Source organism: Devosia honganensis (assembly GCF_042648785.1).
GTDB lineage: Bacteria > Pseudomonadota > Alphaproteobacteria > Rhizobiales > Devosiaceae > Devosia > Devosia honganensis.
Genome location: NZ_JBHRYD010000001.1, coordinates 893,551 through 911,534 on the forward strand (window position 1 = coordinate 893,551; position 17,984 = coordinate 911,534).

At 67.3% G+C, this 17,984-nt stretch carries 20 protein-coding genes; 10 read left to right on the plus strand and 10 right to left on the minus strand.

Annotated features, from left to right (window positions below; genetic code table 11):
* Positions 1-333 precede the first annotated feature (333 nt).
* The 3 genes from ACFOOL_RS04245 (at position 334) to ACFOOL_RS04255 (ending at position 3,062) form a co-directional block, all read left to right on the plus strand.
* Positions 334-1,257: a peptidylprolyl isomerase gene (locus ACFOOL_RS04245; RefSeq protein ID WP_380095150.1), complete on the plus strand. Its 924-nt coding sequence runs from the start codon at positions 334-336 to the stop codon at positions 1,255-1,257.
* A 137-nt stretch (positions 1,258-1,394) separates the two neighbouring features.
* Entirely contained in the window at positions 1,395-2,630 is a 1,236-nt protein-coding gene (gene argJ, locus ACFOOL_RS04250; protein WP_380095152.1) for a bifunctional glutamate N-acetyltransferase/amino-acid acetyltransferase ArgJ, read from the plus strand.
* A gap of 3 nt (positions 2,631-2,633) precedes the next feature.
* A complete protein-coding gene (locus ACFOOL_RS04255) occupies positions 2,634-3,062 on the plus strand; it encodes a (deoxy)nucleoside triphosphate pyrophosphohydrolase (protein WP_380095155.1) in 429 nt (142 codons plus the stop codon).
* Positions 3,063-3,086: 24 nt separating this feature from the next.
* Here the strand turns inward: ACFOOL_RS04255 and ACFOOL_RS04260 are convergent, their stop codons facing one another.
* Both ACFOOL_RS04260 and ACFOOL_RS04265 read right to left on the minus strand, forming a co-directional pair.
* Entirely contained in the window at positions 3,087-4,565 is a 1,479-nt protein-coding gene (locus ACFOOL_RS04260) for a M48 family metalloprotease (RefSeq protein WP_380095156.1), read from the minus strand.
* Positions 4,562-5,374 (minus strand): thermonuclease family protein, encoded by an 813-nt coding sequence (locus ACFOOL_RS04265; RefSeq protein WP_380095158.1) that lies wholly within the window; start codon positions 5,372-5,374, stop codon positions 4,562-4,564. The genes ACFOOL_RS04260 and ACFOOL_RS04265 overlap by 4 nt, the downstream gene beginning before the upstream one ends.
* Positions 5,375-5,521: 147 nt before the next feature.
* Here ACFOOL_RS04265 and ACFOOL_RS04270 point away from each other — a divergent pair, with 147 nt between their 5' ends.
* Positions 5,522-6,349, plus strand: coding sequence for a DUF72 domain-containing protein (locus tag ACFOOL_RS04270; RefSeq protein ID WP_380095160.1), 828 nt, complete (start codon positions 5,522-5,524; stop codon positions 6,347-6,349).
* Between the two features lie 87 nt (positions 6,350-6,436).
* Positions 6,437-6,943, plus strand: a complete 507-nt coding sequence (locus ACFOOL_RS04275; protein ID WP_380095163.1) for a disulfide bond formation protein B — start codon at positions 6,437-6,439, stop codon at positions 6,941-6,943.
* Here the strand turns inward: ACFOOL_RS04275 and ACFOOL_RS04280 are convergent.
* Positions 6,936-9,104 carry a primosomal protein N' gene (locus tag ACFOOL_RS04280; RefSeq protein WP_380095166.1) on the minus strand — a complete coding sequence of 723 codons (2,169 nt, stop codon included), beginning with the start codon at positions 9,102-9,104 and terminating at the stop codon, positions 6,936-6,938. The genes ACFOOL_RS04275 and ACFOOL_RS04280 overlap by 8 nt on opposite strands.
* Before the next feature lie 147 nt (positions 9,105-9,251).
* Between ACFOOL_RS04280 and ACFOOL_RS04285 the strand changes: the two genes are divergently transcribed.
* Both ACFOOL_RS04285 and ACFOOL_RS04290 read left to right on the plus strand, forming a co-directional pair.
* Entirely contained in the window at positions 9,252-10,211 is a 960-nt protein-coding gene (locus ACFOOL_RS04285; protein WP_380095169.1) for a tyrosine recombinase XerC, read from the plus strand.
* A gap of 86 nt (positions 10,212-10,297) precedes the next feature.
* A complete protein-coding gene (locus ACFOOL_RS04290; RefSeq protein ID WP_380095172.1) occupies positions 10,298-11,410 on the plus strand; it encodes a hypothetical protein in 1,113 nt (370 codons plus the stop codon).
* A 168-nt stretch (positions 11,411-11,578) separates the two neighbouring features.
* Here ACFOOL_RS04290 and ACFOOL_RS04295 read toward each other — a convergent pair whose 3' ends face one another.
* The 7 genes from ACFOOL_RS04295 to ACFOOL_RS04325 form a co-directional block, all read right to left on the minus strand.
* The gene (locus tag ACFOOL_RS04295; protein WP_380095174.1) at positions 11,579-12,361 is read right to left on the minus strand and encodes a succinate dehydrogenase iron-sulfur subunit; all 783 of its coding nucleotides are present in this window, start codon (positions 12,359-12,361) and stop codon (positions 11,579-11,581) included.
* 40 nt (positions 12,362-12,401) lie between these two features.
* Positions 12,402-12,689, minus strand: a complete 288-nt coding sequence (locus ACFOOL_RS04300; protein WP_380095176.1) for a hypothetical protein — start codon at positions 12,687-12,689, stop codon at positions 12,402-12,404.
* Positions 12,689-13,000 carry a virulence factor gene (locus tag ACFOOL_RS04305; protein WP_380095179.1) on the minus strand — a complete coding sequence of 104 codons (312 nt, stop codon included), beginning with the start codon at positions 12,998-13,000 and terminating at the stop codon, positions 12,689-12,691. Before ACFOOL_RS04305 ends, ACFOOL_RS04300 begins: the two co-directional genes overlap by 1 nt.
* 9 nt (positions 13,001-13,009) lie before the next feature.
* Positions 13,010-14,821, minus strand: coding sequence for a succinate dehydrogenase flavoprotein subunit (gene sdhA / locus ACFOOL_RS04310; protein WP_380095182.1), 1,812 nt, complete (start codon positions 14,819-14,821; stop codon positions 13,010-13,012).
* A gap of 5 nt (positions 14,822-14,826) precedes the next feature.
* On the minus strand, positions 14,827-15,219 hold the full coding sequence (sdhD, locus tag ACFOOL_RS04315) for a succinate dehydrogenase, hydrophobic membrane anchor protein (protein ID WP_380095184.1): 393 nt from the start codon (positions 15,217-15,219) through the stop codon (positions 14,827-14,829).
* A 1-nt stretch (position 15,220) separates the two neighbouring features.
* Positions 15,221-15,607 (minus strand): succinate dehydrogenase, cytochrome b556 subunit, encoded by a 387-nt coding sequence (gene sdhC / locus ACFOOL_RS04320; protein ID WP_380095187.1) that lies wholly within the window; start codon positions 15,605-15,607, stop codon positions 15,221-15,223.
* A 310-nt stretch (positions 15,608-15,917) separates the two neighbouring features.
* Positions 15,918-16,124 (minus strand): DUF1737 domain-containing protein, encoded by a 207-nt coding sequence (locus tag ACFOOL_RS04325; protein ID WP_380095190.1) that lies wholly within the window; start codon positions 16,122-16,124, stop codon positions 15,918-15,920.
* Positions 16,125-16,196: 72 nt separating this feature from the next.
* On the opposite strand from ACFOOL_RS04325, the gene ACFOOL_RS04330 reads away from it, so the two are divergent.
* The 3 genes from ACFOOL_RS04330 to ACFOOL_RS04340 all read left to right on the plus strand — a co-directional run bounded on the left by ACFOOL_RS04330 (position 16,197) and on the right by ACFOOL_RS04340 (position 17,864).
* Positions 16,197-16,835, plus strand: coding sequence for a carbonic anhydrase (locus ACFOOL_RS04330; protein WP_380095193.1), 639 nt, complete (start codon positions 16,197-16,199; stop codon positions 16,833-16,835).
* A gap of 362 nt (positions 16,836-17,197) precedes the next feature.
* Positions 17,198-17,446, plus strand: coding sequence for a hypothetical protein (locus ACFOOL_RS04335; RefSeq protein WP_380095194.1), 249 nt, complete (start codon positions 17,198-17,200; stop codon positions 17,444-17,446).
* A 115-nt stretch (positions 17,447-17,561) separates the two neighbouring features.
* Positions 17,562-17,864 carry a hypothetical protein gene (locus ACFOOL_RS04340; RefSeq protein ID WP_380095197.1) on the plus strand — a complete coding sequence of 101 codons (303 nt, stop codon included), beginning with the start codon at positions 17,562-17,564 and terminating at the stop codon, positions 17,862-17,864.
* Positions 17,865-17,984 lie beyond the last annotated feature (120 nt).

The window sequence follows — 17,984 nt, forward strand, 5'->3', positions numbered from 1 at the left end:
CTTGCCCCGTTTCGCCTCGTCACCACCTGGGAGCCTTCGGTTCCCGTGTGTGGAATACTGCATGTCCACTGCGCAAATTACCGGGCGCGGCAGCAGGCCCATGCTCTGGAAAAGCGGGTGAGATGTAAGAGTGGGGTCTTGTCTTGTCAACGTATGCGAAATGGGTCACACCTCATTGACCCTCCGGCTTTCCGGGCGTGCCGACCACCGCAAAAACATGGCGGCCGGGTCCCGGGCCGGCACATTTTGGCCCCCTTGTCGTGCAAGCGGGGGAACACCACCACCGACCACGCCGGCCCGTTACGGCAGCCGGTCAAGGAGACGACCGACCCCATGTCCCATTCCGTCCTGCGCCTGTTGCGCACCATGAGCCTTGCCGCCCTGCTGACGGCCGCCCCCAATCTGGCGATTTTCGCCCAGGAAGCCACGCCGGCGCCCGCTGAGACCGCGCCCGCCGATCCCGATGCCGTGGTCGCCACGGTGGGCGGCGAAGCCATTACCGAGGCGGATCTGGGTTTCGCCGCCGAGGACATGGCACAGGACCTGGCGCAGATGCCGCCCGAAGAGCGTCGCGCCTTCCTCGTGCGCATCCTCATCGACATGAAGGTGATGTCGCGGGCAGCGCGCGACGCCGGCATGGACCAGACCGAAATTTTCGCCCAGCGGCAGCAATATCTCGAGGAACGGGCACTCCGGCGCGCCTATTTCAACGAAGCCATCGCCGGCACGGTGACCGAAGAGGCCGCCCGCGCCGAATACGACGCCTTCGCCGCCCAGTTCCAGCCGCAGGACGAGGTGCGCGCCAGCCACATCCTGGTCGAGACCGAGCAGGAGGCGAACGACATTAGGGCCCAGCTCGAGGAGGGCGCCGACTTCGCCACGCTGGCGCGCGAGCATTCCATCGATCCCGGCGCCGCCAATGGCGGGGATCTGGGCTTTTTCGGACGCGGCATGATGGTCCAGCCCTTCGAGGAGGCCGCCTTCGCCCTGGCCGGGGAAGGCGACCTGTCCGACCCGGTCCAGTCCCAGTTCGGCTGGCACGTCATCAGGCTGGCTGAAAAACGCCAGTCCGCTCCCCCCAGCTTCGAGCAGGTGGCCCCCCAGATCCAGCAGCAATTGCTGATGCGTTCCTTCACCGAAAAGGTCGAGGAGCTGATGGAGGGCGTCGAGATCGACATCGCCGACCCGGCCCTGGCCGCCCGGTTCGAGGCTCAGGAGGCGGGGGACGCCGCTGCCGAAGAGGCCGCGTCCGAATAAAAGACGCCGCGGCAGGTGCCTCTCCGCGTGTCCATATGGACCCGTCCGGGAAGGCGCCTGCTGCCCTCCGGGCCGCCTTGCATCCGGCCCTGCTTTGAGGCACACGAAGCCATCGCATCGCCGCGCAAGGTCCCCTCATGGCTGCTCATCCGGTCTCCCCCCTCGCCCCGAAATCCTTCCCCGACCTGCCGCCGGTCGCGGGGGTACGCTTCGCCACCGCGGAAGCCGGCATCAAGTATAAGAACCGCACCGACGTGCTGCTGATGGCCTTCGAGGAGGGCACCGTGGCCGCCGGCGTCCTCACCCGCTCCAAATGCTCCTCGGCCGCCGTCGACTGGTGCCGGGCCACGCTGCCCGCCGGCGTCGCGCGGGGCCTGGTGGTCAATTCGGGCAATGCCAATGCCTTTACCGGCGTCAGGGGCCGGCAGAGTGTCGCCATGACCGCCGAGATCGCCGCCAGGGCGCTGGGCTGCTCCACCGGCGAAATCTTCCTTGCCTCCACCGGCGTCATCGGCGAGCCGCTCGAAGCCGGCAAGTTCGCCGGCGTCCTCGACGAGACCGCCACCCGCCTTGGCGACACGCCCTGGATCGAGGCGGCCAGGGCCATCATGACCACCGACACCTATCCCAAGCTCACCGGCGCCGTGCTGGAGATCGACGGGGTCGAGGTCCGGATCAACGGCATCGCCAAGGGCTCGGGCATGATCGCCCCGGACATGGCCACCATGCTCAGCTTCGTGGTCACCGACATGCCCGTCGCCGCGCCGGTATTGCAGGCGCTGCTGGCCCGCCACACCCGGACCAGCTTCAACGCCATCACCGTCGATAGCGACACCTCCACCTCCGACACCCTGCTGGCCTTCGCCACCGGCAAGGCGGCGCTCGACCCCATCGCCGGCCTCGACGATCCACGCGCGGAAATCTTCGGCCAGGCCCTTGCCGACGTACTGTTCGAGCTGGCCATCCAGGTGGTCCGCGACGGCGAAGGCGCGACCAAGCAGGTCTCGATCCATGTCGAGGGCGCCGTTTCGGACGAAAGCGCCTTCCGCATCGCCAAGGCCATTGCCGACAGCCCCCTCGTGAAGACCGCCATCGCCGGCGAGGACGCCAATTGGGGCCGCGTGGTCATGGCCGTGGGCAAGGCGGGCGAGCCGGCCGACCGCGACCGCCTCGCCATCCGCTTCGGCGATCTCACCGTCGCCAAGGACGGCGAACGTGCCGAAGGCTACGACGAGGCCGCCACCAGCGCCTATATGAAGGGCGAGGAGCTGGACCTGACCGTCAGCCTCGGCCTCGGCGCGGGCAAAGCGACGGTCTATACCTGCGACCTCACCCATGGCTATATCGCCATCAACGGCGACTACCGGAGCTGACCGGTGCCCGCTTCCGGATCATCGGCGCCTTCCAGGCCCCTGCTGCTCGTCGTCGCCTGCGCCTTGGTGGATGCCGACCGCCGCGTGCTCATCGCCCAGCGCCCCGAAGGCAAGGCCCTGGCGGGCCTGTGGGAGTTCCCCGGCGGCAAGGTGGAGCCGGGCGAAACACCCGAGGCGGCGCTGATCCGCGAATTGGGCGAGGAACTGGCGGTCGAGACCAAGCAGGCGTGCCTGGCGCCGCTCAGCTTTGCCAGCCATTCCTACGAAAACCTGCACCTGCTGATGCCGCTCTATGTCTGCCGCAAATGGCAGGGGACGCCGCAGGCGCGCGAACACGCCGCGCTCAAATGGGTGCGCCCGCAAAAGCTGCGCGACTACCCCATGCCGCCGGCGGACGAGCCCCTTATCGCCGCGCTGTGCGATCTGCTGTAGCCGTTTCCGGACCCAGAGGCGCCGCTATTGCAGCGTCACCACCTTGTAGCGCTGGCCCGCCGCCACGGGGTCGCCGGGATAGAGATTGTTGAGGATGAAGAACAGCTCGCGGGCGCCCGGAATATTGGCCATTTGCCGGGCCACGCTGTCGGCGGTGTCCCCGGCCCTCGCCGTCACCAGCCGGATCGAGAGCCGGCGGATCTGGTTGAGATCGGCCGCCTCGGTGCGCCGAAAACTCTGGATGGTGGCGTCCGCCCCCTGCGCGAAGCGCGAATTGTCCGACTTCGCCGCGAAGATGAAGCGATAGACCTCGCCCTCGAGCCGCATCACGGCGACGCGGAAGAACCATTGATCGGTCTGGGCCAACCCGGAGGCCATCTCGATGCCGTTATGGTTCATCGCCTTGACCGTCTCGGCCTTGAGCCCGGCGATCCAGCCGGATTTGAGATAGTCGGTCAGCGACATGTTCGGCTGCACCTGGGCGCTGTCGAAGCGCACCGCTTCCCCGTCGCCGGCCACGCCCACCACGGCGCTCTGCGAATTCTGCAGCGCATAGCCCTGGGGCACGGTGAAGGTGAACTTCGAGCCCGGGTGGATGAAGCGCTGGCCGACAATGGAGCCCTGCGCTGGGCTGTCGCCGAAGCTGAGGCCCGAAATGGCGGACAGATAGCCCTCCCGATCAGCCTCCCCGACATCGCCGCCCCCGAACATGCCGCGCGCCGTGCTCATGGCCGTCTCGATGCGGGCGGGCGTGGAGGGATGGGACGACAGGAAACCGTCATCGCCCGTGCTGGCCCCTGCCGAGAAGGCGGCAAAACGGCTCATCACCCCGAGGAACCGCGCTGCCGCGCCCGGATCATATCCCGCCTTGCCGGCGAACTTGATGCCCTCGCGATCGGCCTCGAGCTCCTGGTTCTGGCTGAACGCGGCCAGCGACTGGCGCGTGCGATTGGCAGTGGCGTCGCTGGAAGTGTCGCCGCCGAAAATGCCGGTGATCACGCGGTCGACGATCTGCGTGGTGCGCGTCTTGTCGGTGCGCGCCCGCGCATGGCGCAAAGTCACATGGGCGATTTCGTGGGCCAGCACCGCCGCCAGCTCGCTCGTGTCCGAGGCCAGCGCCAGAATGCCCCGGGTCACGTAGATATAGCCGCCCGGCAGCGCGAAGGCATTGACTTCGGACGTATCCAGGATGGTCACCTGGAATTGCGCATTGGGCTGGTTGGCGGCCGCCAGCAGTCGGCCCACGATGCGCGCCACCATGATTTCGGCCTGGCGGTCGGAATAGACCCCGCCATAGGCCGCGATGATGCGCGGATGCTCGCGCAGGCCCAGCACCGCATCGTCCGGATCGGTCCCCTCGGGAACGACCAGCGGGGCGGGATTGTCGCCGGTGCGCCCCACGCTGACGCCCGAGCCGGTCAGCGAGGAGCAGGCCGCCAGCGCCGCCAGCGCGCTCGCCACGACGACTATGCGCAGAACCCTCTTGCCCAAAAGCGCGGTCATGACCTGGCCAGAACCTCGATCTGCTCGGGATGTGTCACCTCGATGCGCGGACCATCCCATTCGTCCACCCATCCGCGTATGCGCACCAGCGCGCCTTCCAGCGCCAGCGGGTCCAGCCCCGCCTGCGCAAACAGCCTGAGCGCCGGCGCCTCGATCACCACGGTGAAATCTTCTTTCCAGTACCGGCCGAAATTCAGATATAGCCGGGAACCGCGCCGGTCGGCCAGCAGCACCCTGCCCTCGACCAGTTCGTAATCTCCGACATGGCCGAGAAGCTCGCCCGGGCGGTCCGCCGCCCGAACGCTGTAATAGGGATCGTCCCAGATGCCAAGCCGTTCGGCCCGTGCCCGGCTTTCCCTTGAGAAAAGTTGATCGAGGCATTGCCGGTTGTCCGGGAAGGAATAGACCCGGGCCAGTCCGGTTTCGATCATGTGCCCCTGCGCCCAGACCGGGTCACCCTCCTCCGTCTCGACGAATATATGGGCCAGCGCCCGCTCGTAGCGGTCCACTTCCTCCCCGCCATAGCCCAGCGTCACCTGCCGGCCCAGCGTGAGATCCTCCAGCGCCGCCTTGGCTTCGGAGGCCAGCGGCCAGGCGACAAATCCTTCCCGTCCCAGCGGCAGCTTGGGGGCCTGGGTGCCGATCAGCCGCACCACCAGCCCCGAATCGAGCGTCAGCGTATCGCCGTCGCTCACCTGCACGACCACGCCGCCCGGCGCACGCCGCAAGCCCTCGCAGGAAGCGGCCGCTTCGGCCCCCAGGCTCAACAGCATGGCGGCGGTGAAGGAAACGATGGCGCTGCGGCGCACGCGAACAATCCCGAAAACAGAACCCAAGCAAGAACCGGTTCACCATAGCGGCAAATAAGGCAAAAAAAGATTACCGCGGTTTTTGCCCGATAGCGCGTTGCCAAGCGCGGCCGGCAAGGCCAAGCTGACGGGGTTTGGAGAACCGCGATGGCATCAAAAGGCACGGTCAGGACCGGCACCGCCGGTTGGGTCTATGCGCCCTGGCGCGGCAGCTTCTTTCCGCCCGGCCTGGTGCAGAAAAAAGAGCTCGCCTACGCCGCGAGCCGCCTGACCAGCATCGAGATCAACGCCACCTTCCGCGCCAACCAGAAGCCGGAAAGCTTCGCCCGCTGGGCCGGGGAGACGCCGGAAGGCTTCCGCTTCGCCGTAAAGGGCCCGCAACTGGTCACCCATGTCAGGCGCCTCAGGAACTGCCGGCAGGAACTGGCCAATTTCTTCGCGTCCGGCCCGCTGGCCCTGGGCGAGCGCCTCGGGCCCTTCATCTGGCAATTGCCGCCCAATCTGGCTTTCGACGCGGAAAGCCTCTCGGGCTTTCTCGATCTCCTGCCCCGCACCCTCGACGCCTATCAGGGCCTCGCCGGCGAGGCCGATGGCACAAGGACGCCGTTTCTCGAGGCCGGAGCGGTCTCCACTATCCGCCACGCCATCGAGCCGCGCCATGAGAGCTTCGACGATCCGGCCGCCAATGCGCTTTTCGCCCGCCACAACGTCGCCCGCGTCATCGCCGATACGCTCGAGCGGCCAGCCCGCGAGCTCACTGCCGATTTCGCCTATTGCCGCCTCCAGGGTCCCGCCCGGCCCGATGCAACGGGCTATACCCAAGCCGACATCGCCGGCTGGGCCGAGACCATGGGCGGCTGGCGCGATGCCGGGCACGACGTCTTTGCCTATTTCGTCCACGAGGACAAACTCCATGCCCCCGCCAATGCCATCGCCCTGCGCCGGGCCCTCGGCATCGCCCTGCCGGATGACTGAACCTGCGATCACGACGGCGTTCCTATCTGGATTTTGCACCTGTCCGCAGCTATTGGCGTTGCCAGCGTCACCGGAGGCCCTCGCGTCATGACCACCACCCGCCCGCTCGACAAGATCGCCGCCGGTCTCGCCTTCCTGCTCGGCCTCGTCACCATTCTGGCGGCGCTCGGCTCGCAATATCTCGGCGGCCTGCAACCCTGCGAGCTCTGTCTCGAGCAGCGCCTCGCCTATTACTGGGGCCTGCCGATCCTGGGCCTCGTCCTTCTCCTCTGGAACCGCCTGCCGCGGCCGGTCTGGTATCTGGCCATGGCCATCGTGACGCTGATCTTCGTCTGGAGCACCTATATGGGGGCCTTCCACGCCGGGGTGGAGTGGGGCTTCTGGCCCGGCCCGACCGCCTGTTCGGGCCTGGGCGAGAGCTTTTCCCTCGACGCGCTCGATAATCTGCAACCCGTCATCGGCTGCGATGTGGTGCAGTTCCGTTTCCTCGGGCTGTCCCTTGCCGGCTATAATGCGCTGATATCGCTGGCTATGGTCGGCCTGCTGGTCGCCGCGATGGCTTTGCAATGGCGGCGCTCGCGCCCGGCTACATGAAGCTCATCGGATCGATGTCGATCTGCACCTTGAGGTCGCCCCGGGGCTTTTCGGCCCCGGCCAGCCAGAAGCGCACATAGCCCGACAGATCGAAATCCCTGCCCGACTGGGCCAGCAGCCGCACCCGGTGCCTGCCGCGGATCATGGCGATGGGCGCATCGGCCGGGCCGAACAGCCGCACCCCGTCGGCCATGGGCGCCGCCGAGAGCAGGATGCGGGCATGAGCCATGGCCGCCTGCTGGCTGTTGGCCGAGACGATCAGCGCCGCCAGCCGGCCGAAGGGCGGCATGCCGCCGGCCTCGCGCGCCAGCAGTTCCTGGGCGTAGAAGGCCTCGCGGTCCCCGCCCACCATGGCCTTCATCACCGGATGATCGGGGTGATAGGTCTGGAGGAACGCCTTGCCATGCCGGGAGGCGCGGCCCGCCCGGCCCGCCACCTGGGTCAGGATCTGGAAGGTCTTTTCCGCCGCCCGCGGATCGCCATGGGCAAGACCCAGATCGGCATCGAGCACGCCCACCACCGAGAGCTTTTCGAAATGGTGGCCCTTGGACACGAGCTGGGTGCCGATGATGAGATCGTATTCGCCCCGCTCGATCTCGGCGAAGCGCTCGCGCAATTGCGCATGGCTGCCCATATCGGTCGAGAGCAGCACCCGCCGCGCCTCGGGAAAGCGCGCCGCCGCCTCCTCGGCCACCCGCTCGATGCCGGGGCCGACGGCCACGAGGCTTTCCGCTTCGCCGCATTCGCCGCACACCTTGGGAGTACGCGTTTCGTGCCCGCAATGATGGCACATGAGAACGCCGCGAAAGCGATGCTCGACCATCCATGCCGAACAGTCGGGGCACTGGTATTGATGGCCGCAGGCGCGGCACAGGGTCAGCGGCGCATAGCCCCGCCGGTTGAGGAAAAGCAGCGCCTGCTCGCCCCGGTCGAGCGCCGCGAAGACTTCCCGCGCCAGCACCGGGGCGATCCATTCGCCTTTCGCCGGCCCGTCGGCGCGCATGTCGATGGCGGCGATATCGGGCATGGCCGCCTCGGCGAAACGGCTCTCCAACCGCACATGCGCATAGCGCCCCTGATTGGCATTGTTGCGCGACTCGACCGATGGCGTGGCCGAGGACAGAACCACCCGCGCCTCGGCGAGGCTGGCCCGCACGATGGCCATGTCGCGGGCGTGATAGGTGAAGCCGTCCGACTGCTTGTAGGCCCCGTCATGCTCTTCATCGAGCACCAGCAGGCCCAGTTCCCGAAAGGGTAGGAAAAGCGCCGAACGCGCCCCCACCACGGCCCGCACCGTGCCCTCCAGCACGCCGCGCCAGACCCGGGCGCGCTGGGCCGGGGTCATGTCCGAATGCCATTCGGCCGGCCTCGTGCCGAAACGCCGGGTGAAGCGGTCGATAAAGGTATTGGTGAGGGCGATTTCCGGCAGCAGGATCAAGGCCTGCCGCCCGGCGCGCAGCGTGTCGGCCACCGCCTCGAAGAACACTTCCGTCTTGCCGCCCCCGGTGACGCCATCGAGCAGCGCCACGCCGAACGCGTCGACCGTGAGCCCCCGGATCCGGGCTAGCGCCTCCTCCTGTCCGGCATTGAGCCGGGCGGGATTGCCATTCGGATCGGGCGGCAGAACCACGGGAGGCGCCGGGATTTCAAGCCTTTCCACCGCCCCGGCCCGCTCGAGCCCCTCGATGACCGAAGGCGAGACGCCGGCGGCGCCGATAAGGGCGGGCCGCGGCCAGGCCATGTCGTCCATCAGCGTGTCGAGCACGCGCAGCCGCGCCGGGGTGAGCTTTTCCGGCTCGTGCCCGGTGCGCCGATAGGCGACGACCGGGCGCGGCGCGTCCAGTGCCTCGGGCGAGCGCAGGACCCCGCGCAGGACCTGTCCCGGCGCCGCCAGCGTATAGCGCGCCACCCATTCCACCAGTTTCAGCAATTCCTCGGAAAGCGGTGGCACATCAAAGGCATGGGCGATATCGCGCAAGCGGTTATGGGCGATATTGTCCCTGGGTGGTCCCCAGACGACGCCCAATAGCAGCCGCGGCCCCAGCGGCACCGCCACGATCGAGCCGCGCTCCACCGCCATGCCCGCGGGCACGCGATAGCTGTAGGGGCCCTCGACGGCGACCCCCACCATCACTGCGACGATGTCCGGACCGATATGCATCTGTGCCCGTTCTGTTCGCATCTGGCCAAAATCATTGCAAGCGATTCCGCGGCGGCGCGCCCCGTACCATCCTCCCGGCGAACGCCAGCACATCGTTAGCGTTCGCCCCTGCCCGAAACCACGCGCCATCCACATCCGGATAGAGATTTGCTAACCGGGCCGGTCTATGCTCGCGCCATGACCGACAGCGCCTTTTCCACCGATCCGTTCATCCGCGCCCGCATCGCGGACTGGCTGCGCGACCTGGCCTCGGTCCGGCGCCTCGCACCCAGGACCCTCGAGGCCTATGGCAGCGATCTGGGTCAGTTCATGGGCTTTCTCGCCCGGCATATGGGCGGGCCGGTCTCGCTGCAATCGCTGCGCGAGCTGCGCGGCGCCGATATCCGCTCCTTCATGGCGCAGCGGCGCGGCGACGGCGTGGGCTCGCGCTCGCTGGCGCGCGCCCTGTCGGCGCTCAAGAGCTTTTTCGGCTTCCTCGAACGCGAGGGCACGCTGGCCACCGAGGCGCTCAACGCGGTGCGCACGCCCAGGCTGGCGCGCACCCTGCCCAAGGCGCTGAGCGTGAGCGAGGCGAAAGACACCATCGACGCCGCCCAGGCGATGGAGGAGCGGCCCTGGGTCGCCGCCCGCGACACGGCGGTGATCGCGCTCTGCTATGGCGCGGGACTGCGCATTTCCGAGGCGCTGGCGCTGACCAGGGCCGATCTCGACGCCGAGACGCTGCGCGTGACCGGCAAGGGCGGCAGGGTGCGCATGGTGCCGCTGATCGCCGCGGTACGCGAGGCCATCGACGCCTATATCGGGCTGATGCCCTTCTCCCCCGGCCCGGAGGAGGCCCTGTTCCGGGGCGTGCGCGGCGGCCCGCTCTCGCCCCGGCTGATCCAGTTGCGCATGCAGCAATTGCGCGGCGCCCTCGGCCTGCCCCCCTCGGCCACGCCCCACGCGCTGCGCCACTCCTTCGCCACCCACCTGCTCGGGCGCGGCGGCGATTTGCGCACCATCCAGGAACTGCTGGGCCATGCCAGCCTCTCCACCACCCAGATCTACACCGCCCTCGACACCGAGCATCTGCTGGAAAGCTATGTCCGCGCCCATCCGCGCGGCTAGGCGGCTTTCTCCGCTTTTGGCCGCCGCCGGGGCGGTATAGGATGGCCCGGGGATCGTGGGGTCCGGAACGGTGAGGGAGATTTTTCATGCGCATGTTCAATCGCGGCCTGGCTCGGACCGGCCTCGCGCTGGCGCTGATGGCCGGGCTTTCGGCCCCGGCGCTGGCCCAGACGGACGCTGTCGATTTCGGCGACGACAGCTCGGAATGGGCCAATGACGGGGAATGCGACGATCCGCGCTTTGTCGGCGCGGGCATGGCGGTGGAACTGATCGATGCGGATCTGCGGCGCGACGCCAGCGACTGCCGCGCCGCCTTCGAGGCCGGCACCATCGCCCTGGCAGAAGAGCATGACGGCGCTGCCGATGCCATGGCGGCTGCTGCGGCGGCGATAGATTTCGGCGACGACAGCTCGGAATGGGCACGCGACCAGGAATGCGACGATCCCCGCTTTGCCGGCCCGGGCATGACCAGCGAGCCGCAGGACATCGATATCGGCCGCGACGCCAGCGATTGCCGCCAGGCCTTCGCGGACGGCACCATCGCGCTGGCGGAGGAGGAGCCGCCCGCCGCCCCGCCGGTCGCTCCGCCCGCCGCCTCGCCCGCCGCCCCGGCCTTGGAACTGCTGGCCGCCCGCATCGATTTCGGCGACGACGGCGGCTCCTGGCCCCATGACGGGGATTGCGACGACCCCGACTTTACCGGCATCGGCGCCGTCTCGGGCGGCACCGAGCGCGACCGCAAGGGCGACGCCAGCGACTGCCGCGCCGCTTTCCTCGCCGGCACGGTGGCGCTGAAATCGGCCGACGACCTCGGCGGCGTGTTCGACTATGGCGACGACAGCTCGAAATGGGCCGATGACGGGGAATGCGACGACTGGCGCTTTGGCGGCGCGGGCATGTCCAAGAAGCTGCTGGCCGCCGACGTCATGGCCGACGCCAGCGATTGCCGGGCGCTGGAAGCGGCGGGCCAGGTCTCGATCAAGCCGGTCTTTCAGCCCGATTACGCGCTGGGCGCGCCCTATGACGGCTCGGCCATCGATTTCGGCGACGATTCCTCACCCTATGCCGAGGACGGCCAGTGCGACGATCCGCGCTTCGAGGGCCCCGGCGTCGCCGGCGTCCTGCTCGACAGCGACCTCAAATCCGACGCCACCGACTGCCGCGCCGCCTTCGAGGAGGGTCGGGCGGCGCTGAGCTGAGGGTGGTGTATGGCGCCCCGCCGGACTACTCGGCACGGTGCGCATCCTGCACGCCGTCATTGCGCGGTTCAGCCGGGCAATCCAGCTTTGTCGTACCATCGCATGGACCGCCCGGATAAACCGGGCGGTGACGCTGGAGGGATGCGGACCGGAAGCCCGGAAAACCGCTCAGGCGGCGCGGCGCTCCACCATCATCTTCTTGATCTGGGCAATGGCCTTGGCGGGGTTGAGGCCCTTGGGGCAGGCCTTGGAGCAGTTCATGATGGTGTGGCAGCGATAGAGCTTGAAGGGGTCCTCGAGATTGTCGAGGCGCTCCGAGGTGGTCTCGTCGCGGCTGTCGATGAGCCAGCGATAGGCCTGGAGCAGCGCGGCGGGGCCGAGATATTTCTCCCCGTTCCACCAATAGGAGGGGCAGGAGGTGGAGCAGCAGGCGCACAGGATGCATTCATAGAGCCCGTCGAGCAGGGCCCGCTGCTCGATCGACTGCGTCCATTCCTTTTCGGGCGTGGGCGAGGTGGTCTTGAGCCAGGGCTCGATCGCGCGGTGCTGGGCGTAGAAATTGGTGAGGTCGGGGACGAGGTCCTTGACCACCGGCATATGCGGCAGGGGATAGATCTTGACCGGCCCGCTGCTGTCGTCCATGCCCTTGGTGCAGGCCAGCGTATTGAGTCCGTTGATGTTCATCGAGCACGAGCCGCAAATGCCCTCGCGGCAGGAGCGGCGCAGCGTCAGCGTCGGATCGATGCGGTTCTTGATATAGAGCAGCGCGTCCAGCACCATCGGGCCGCAATCGTCCAGATCGACGAAATAGGTGTCGATGCGCGGATTGTCCTGCTTGTCCGGATCGTAGCGATAGACATGGAATTCGCGCAGGCGCGTGGCGCCTTCCGGCCGGGGCCAGGTCCTGCCCTTTTGCGGCTGATCGGCCTTGCGAAGCGTCAGTTCGGCCATTGTGTCCTCATTCTGCGCCGCTCAACCCGGCGCGTTCGTCTCAATAGTTCGGCTTGCAGATCTGGTTCGATCTGGCGACATAGGTATTGTAGGCCTGGTAATCGCCGGCGGCGGGCGCGCCGCCCCGCATCGAGGCGATGACCACGCCCATGAAGCGCTGATCGATCAGCGTCATGGCCGCATCGGCCTTGCACCCGCACAGCGCCGCATCCTGGGCGATGCCCATGCAGACGGAATAGAATTCGTCCTTCTGGGCGGAGGTGGGCGCGGCGGCGAAGGCGGGCGCCGCCAGCAGCAGGACGGCGGACAGAGCCAGGGCCGCGCGCATCAGTTCTTCCCCAGGTTCTTCGCCCGCTCAACCGCAGGCATGAGGTCGTTATTTTCTTCGATGCGCAGCATGCGGATATCGCGCACGGAAGCGGAGAACCAGTCATACTGGGACGACAGGTCCTGCACCGCCAGAACACAGGTCACGGCATCGACCTTGGCGTTGCCGAAATAAGTGCTGCCCTGCTGCCAGTCGAAGCCGTAATTTCCTAGAACTTTGCGGATGTCGTTATAGGCATTGTTGTAGGACGAGTTATGGTAGGTCGCCTGTAGAACAGTCGTATCGAGATCGAAAACCACGGCGTAAACCATCTTTCTCTCCTAATAGACCCGCGCCTTGGGCGCGATCTTCTTGAGATCGATGCCGCCTTCGCTTTCGGGCGTCAGCGGATCGACGATGACCGGGCGGTAGGACAGTTCCACCGCGCCGGTTTCGACGTTCAGGCGGCTCAGCGTGTGCTTGCGCCAGTTCTCGTCGTCGCGATCGGGAAAATCCTCACGCGCATGGGCGCCGCGGCTTTCATGGCGCGCCTCGGCCGAAACCACCGTGGTCATGGCGCACACCATGAGGTTTTCCAGCTCCAGCGTTTCCACCAGATCGGAATTCCAGATCAGCGAACGGTCGGTGACCTTGATGTCGGGCAGGCACGCATAGATCTCGCCCATCGCCTCGACGCCCAGCTTGAGCGTTTCGGCGGTGCGGAACACGGCGGCGTCGGCCTGCATGGTGCGCTGCATCTCGTCGCGCAGCGCCGCGGTAGGCCGGGAGCCGTCGGCATGGCGCAGCCGGTCGAAACGGGCGAGGATCCTGTCGTCCTGGGCCTTGTCGATGCCCGGCACCGGCGCGGCCTTGTCCAGCACCTTGCCGGCGCGCAGGGCGGCGGCGCGGCCGAACACCACGAGGTCGGTCAGCGAATTGGAGCCCAGCCGGTTGGCCCCGTGGACGGAGGCGCAGGCGGCCTCGCCCACCGCCATCAGCCCCGGCACGACGCGGTTGGGGTCCTGGGCGGTCGGGTTCAGCACCTCGCCGTGATAATTGGCGGGAATGCCGCCCATATTGTAGTGCACGGTGGGCAGGACCGGGATCGGCTCGCGGGTGAGGTCGACGCCAGCGAAGATCTTGGCGCTCTCGGTAATGCCCGGCAGGCGCTCATGCAGCACCTTGGGATCGAGATGGTCGAGGTGCAGATAGATATGGTCCTTCTTGGGCCCCACGCCCCGCCCCTCGCGGATTTCCAGCGTCATGCAGCGCGAGACCACGTCGCGGCTGGCCAGGTCCTTGGCGTTGGGGGCGTAGCGCTCCATGAAGCGCTCGCCTTCCGAATTGGTCAGATAGCCCCCCTCGCCGCGCGCGCCCTCGGTGATGAGCACGCCGGCGCCATAGATGCCGGTGGGGTGGAACTGCACGAATTCCATGTCCTGGAGCGGCAGGCCGGCCCGCGCCACCATGCCGTTGCCGTCGCCGGTGCAGGTATGGGCGGAGGTGGCCGAGAAATAGGCGCGGCCATAGCCGCCGGTGGCCAGCACCACCAGCTTGGCGCGGAAGCGGTGCAGCGTGCCGTCGTCGAGCTTCCAGGCGATGACGCCCTGGCAGGCGCCGTCCTCGCCCATGATCAGGTCGAGCGCGAAATATTCGATGAAGAACTGCGCGTCGTGCTTGAGCGACTGGCCGTAAAGCGTGTGCAGGATGGCATGGCCCGTGCGGTCGGCGGCGGCGCAGGTGCGCTGCACCGGAGGGCCGTCGCCGAACTCGGTCATGTGCCCGCCAAAGGGACGCTGATAGATGCGGCCGTCCCCGGTGCGCGAAAAGGGCACGCCGTAATGCTCGAGCTCGTAGATGGCGGCCGGCGCCTCGCGCGCCAGATATTCCATGGCGTCGTTGTCGCCCAGCCAGTCCGAGCCCTTGACGGTGTCGTACATGTGCCACTGCCAGCTATCCGGGCCCATGTTCTGCAGCGAGGCGGCGATGCCGCCCTGGGCCGCCACGGTGTGCGAGCGGGTGGGGAAGACCTTGGTGACGCAGGCGGTGTTGAAGCCCTGCTCGGCCATGCCCAGCGTAGCGCGCAGGCCCGCGCCGCCGGCGCCGACCACCACCACGTCGAATTCGTGGTCGATCAGTTCGTAATTGGCCATTGCGATCAACCCCAGAAGACCAGCTTGAGCACGGCGCCGATCCCGGCGGCCGCGACGATGAGACAGAAAAGCGTGTTGAGCAGCATCAGCAGGCGATACATGCGGCCGGCGACATAGTCCTCCAGCACGTCGCGCATGCCGTTGCGCATATGGATGGCGGCAACGCCGATCAGCACCGCCAGCGGCAGCCCGATCCAGGCATTGCCGATGACCCCGACCATGTCGGGCCGGTCCTGCCCGGCCAGCCGCACCACGAGGAACAGCAGCAGGCCCAGAAAGGCGACATTGATCGCGCCGCTGAGGCGCTGGGTGATGAAATGGCGGGTGGAGGCCCGCGAATCGCCGTAGCGCGAGCGGGGATCGGCGATAATGTCGGTGGTGATCACTTCTTCGCGCATGTCAGGCCATCCACACGAACAGGGTCCAGATGAGCAGGGTAAGGACCACCGAGCCGGTAATGGTGACCCAGGCCATGGCCTCGCGCTGGCCCGGCTCCATCATGGCGGTGAAATCCCACACGAAATGCCGCAAGCCGCCCAGCATGTGGTGCACCAGGCTCCAGGTGAAGCCGAACAGCACCAATTGGCCGAACCAGCTGCCATAGACGAGATTGACCTGGTTGAGCGCCTCCTGCCCGCTGGCGGCGGCGACCAGCCAGAGGGCGAACAGCGCCATGCCGGCATAATTGGCGATGCCGGTGGCGCGGTGGAGGATGGACATCGTCATGGTGACGGTCCAGCGATAGATCTGCAGATGCGGCGATATTGGGCGGGCTCTGACCGACATGGGGCTAATCCGGGGCCGTGCGCGGCGGCGCGGGGCCGCGGCAGTTTGGAATGGTTCGAGGGTTCTAGCGCCCAATCATCCCGAAATCAAAGCCCTGCGCCACCCCGGACCTGCTACTTTCGGCGCGTTCCGCACTTTGTTCGCCTGCCGCACACGATGTTCGGGATGTGCCCGTGGGGGAAGGGTAGAAAGCAGGGGCTGCCCTGCAGCGCCCCTCTTCCTGCGTCATTGCCGGGTTCATCCCGGCAACCCATTTTGTGGTTTCGCGTGGACCACCCGAACAAGTCCGGTGGTGACGATGGGGAAGGCGCTAATAATCCACCAGCTTCCGCTCCGGATCGTAGGGCTGGTCCCTGGCCACCCGGGTCACCGCCTGGCCGCAGCGCATCTTCTTGCTGACGGCGTCATAGGCATAGGTGGGGCCGCCATGCAATTGCCAGCCTTCCGCCAGCGCCTTCGTCACCTTGTGGCAGAAGGCGGCGTCGTCCTCGCCCGTCAGAAACCGGTAGATCAGCATACATGCCCCCCATGTGCCGGCTGCATGAAACCAGCGATTGATCTGGAAGCCTCATAGCGTTATTCGAAAGCGATGCACAGCTTTCCACAGCACCTTCTCGATGGCCATGCCCACTTCATGTCGGGGCGCTATGCCCGTGAAAAGGGCCGCATCCGCGACATGGCGGAGGCCGGGCAGACCCCCACCACGATGATCATCGCCTGCTGCGACAGCCGTGCGGCACCCGAATTGATCTTCGATGCGGGGCCGGGCGAGCTGTTCGTGCTGCGCAATGTGGGCAATCTGGTGCCGCCCTATGAGCCCGACGGCAACCAGCACGGCACCTCGGCCGGGATAGAATATGCGGTCAAGGTGCTCAACATCGCCAATATCGTCATCATGGGCCATGGCCGCTGCGGCGGCATCACCGCCGCGCTCGACCCCAAGTTCCGCCCCCTCGACAAGGGCGACTTCATCGGCAAATGGCTCACCATGCTGGGCGACCTGCCCAGCCAGCTAGGCCAGAACGGCCTGCTCACGCCCAGCGAGCGGCAGACCGCCATGGAGCGCATCTCCATCCGCAATTCCATCCGCAATCTGCGCTCCTTCCCCTATGTCGCCGCGCTCGAGGAAGAGGACAAGCTGGCCGTGCACGGCGCCTGGTTCGACATTTCCACCGGGGAATTGTGGGTGATGAACGAAAGCGGCGATTTCATCCGTCCCGAACTCTGATTTTCATCCAGTCTTTCCCGGGCCGCCGCCATGTCGAGCCCGGCGCGATCACTTGCGCGTGATCACTTGCCCGGATTCGGCCGCAAATTTGTACCGGCCCCGCCCCGATCGTGAACGGTAATGCCCGTTACAATCCTCCCGAACACATCGGGCGGGCGTCCCCGCTGCTTGCCGGCCCCCGGATCGCAAGGCCCGGCGCCTGCCCGGAAAACGCCCAAACATTTGTCCGGCCGCGCCAAGGTCGGGGCCAATGGCAGCCATATTGGGGGGCGAGTGTCCTTGCCGCGGCTCGCCGGAGAGCGGACCGCCGGCGCCGGTCCCCGGTGCCGCCTCCTCCCAAAGTCAACATGGAGAAACCTCCCATGAAGAAGATCGTACTGACCTCGCTGTTCGCCCTCGGCCTCTCCACCGCCGTCATGGCCCAGGCCGCCACCGACTTCGCCTCGGTGGACACCGACGCCAATGGCTCGGTCTCCCTGGCCGAAGCCCAGGTGGCCTGGCCCGATCTGACCGAAGAGGCGTTCAACGCCGCCGACACCGACGGCAATGGCGAGCTCTCGGCCGACGAATACGACGCCCTGGCGGCCGCCAACGCCGCCCCGGCCCAGTAAGGCCGCGACCTGCCCCCAATGCGGGGGCAGCCCAGCCAGCCATCCCGAACGTCCCCGGGATGGCTGCGGCTTTTTAGACCCATGAGGGGTGAAGACACCCCACCGGAGATTGACCATGAACAAATTCGTCCTGGGCTTCGCCGCCCTGGCCCTGGCCGCCACCCCGGCCCTCGCCCAGACCCCGCTGACCTTCGCCGATGTCGATATCGACGGCAGCGGCGAGCTGAGCTTCGTGGAATTGCAGGCCGTCTGGCCCGACCTCAGCCAGGAGGAGTTCGACGCCGCCGACCTGGACCTGAGCGGCGGGCTCAACCCCGACGAGCTCAACGCGCTCCAGCCCAGCACCCTGCCGGCGCCCGCCCCGACGGACGATGGCGGCACCTCGCTCGACGCCCCGGCCGAATCCCTGACCGACTGAGGCGGGTGATTCCGGTTCCCGGCTCCTCCACCTCCTGCGTCATTGCCCGGTTTATCCGGGCAATGACGGGTGGGGGTGTCGGGGTTTAAACGATGTTCTCCCAGCCGGAGCGCTGCCCTC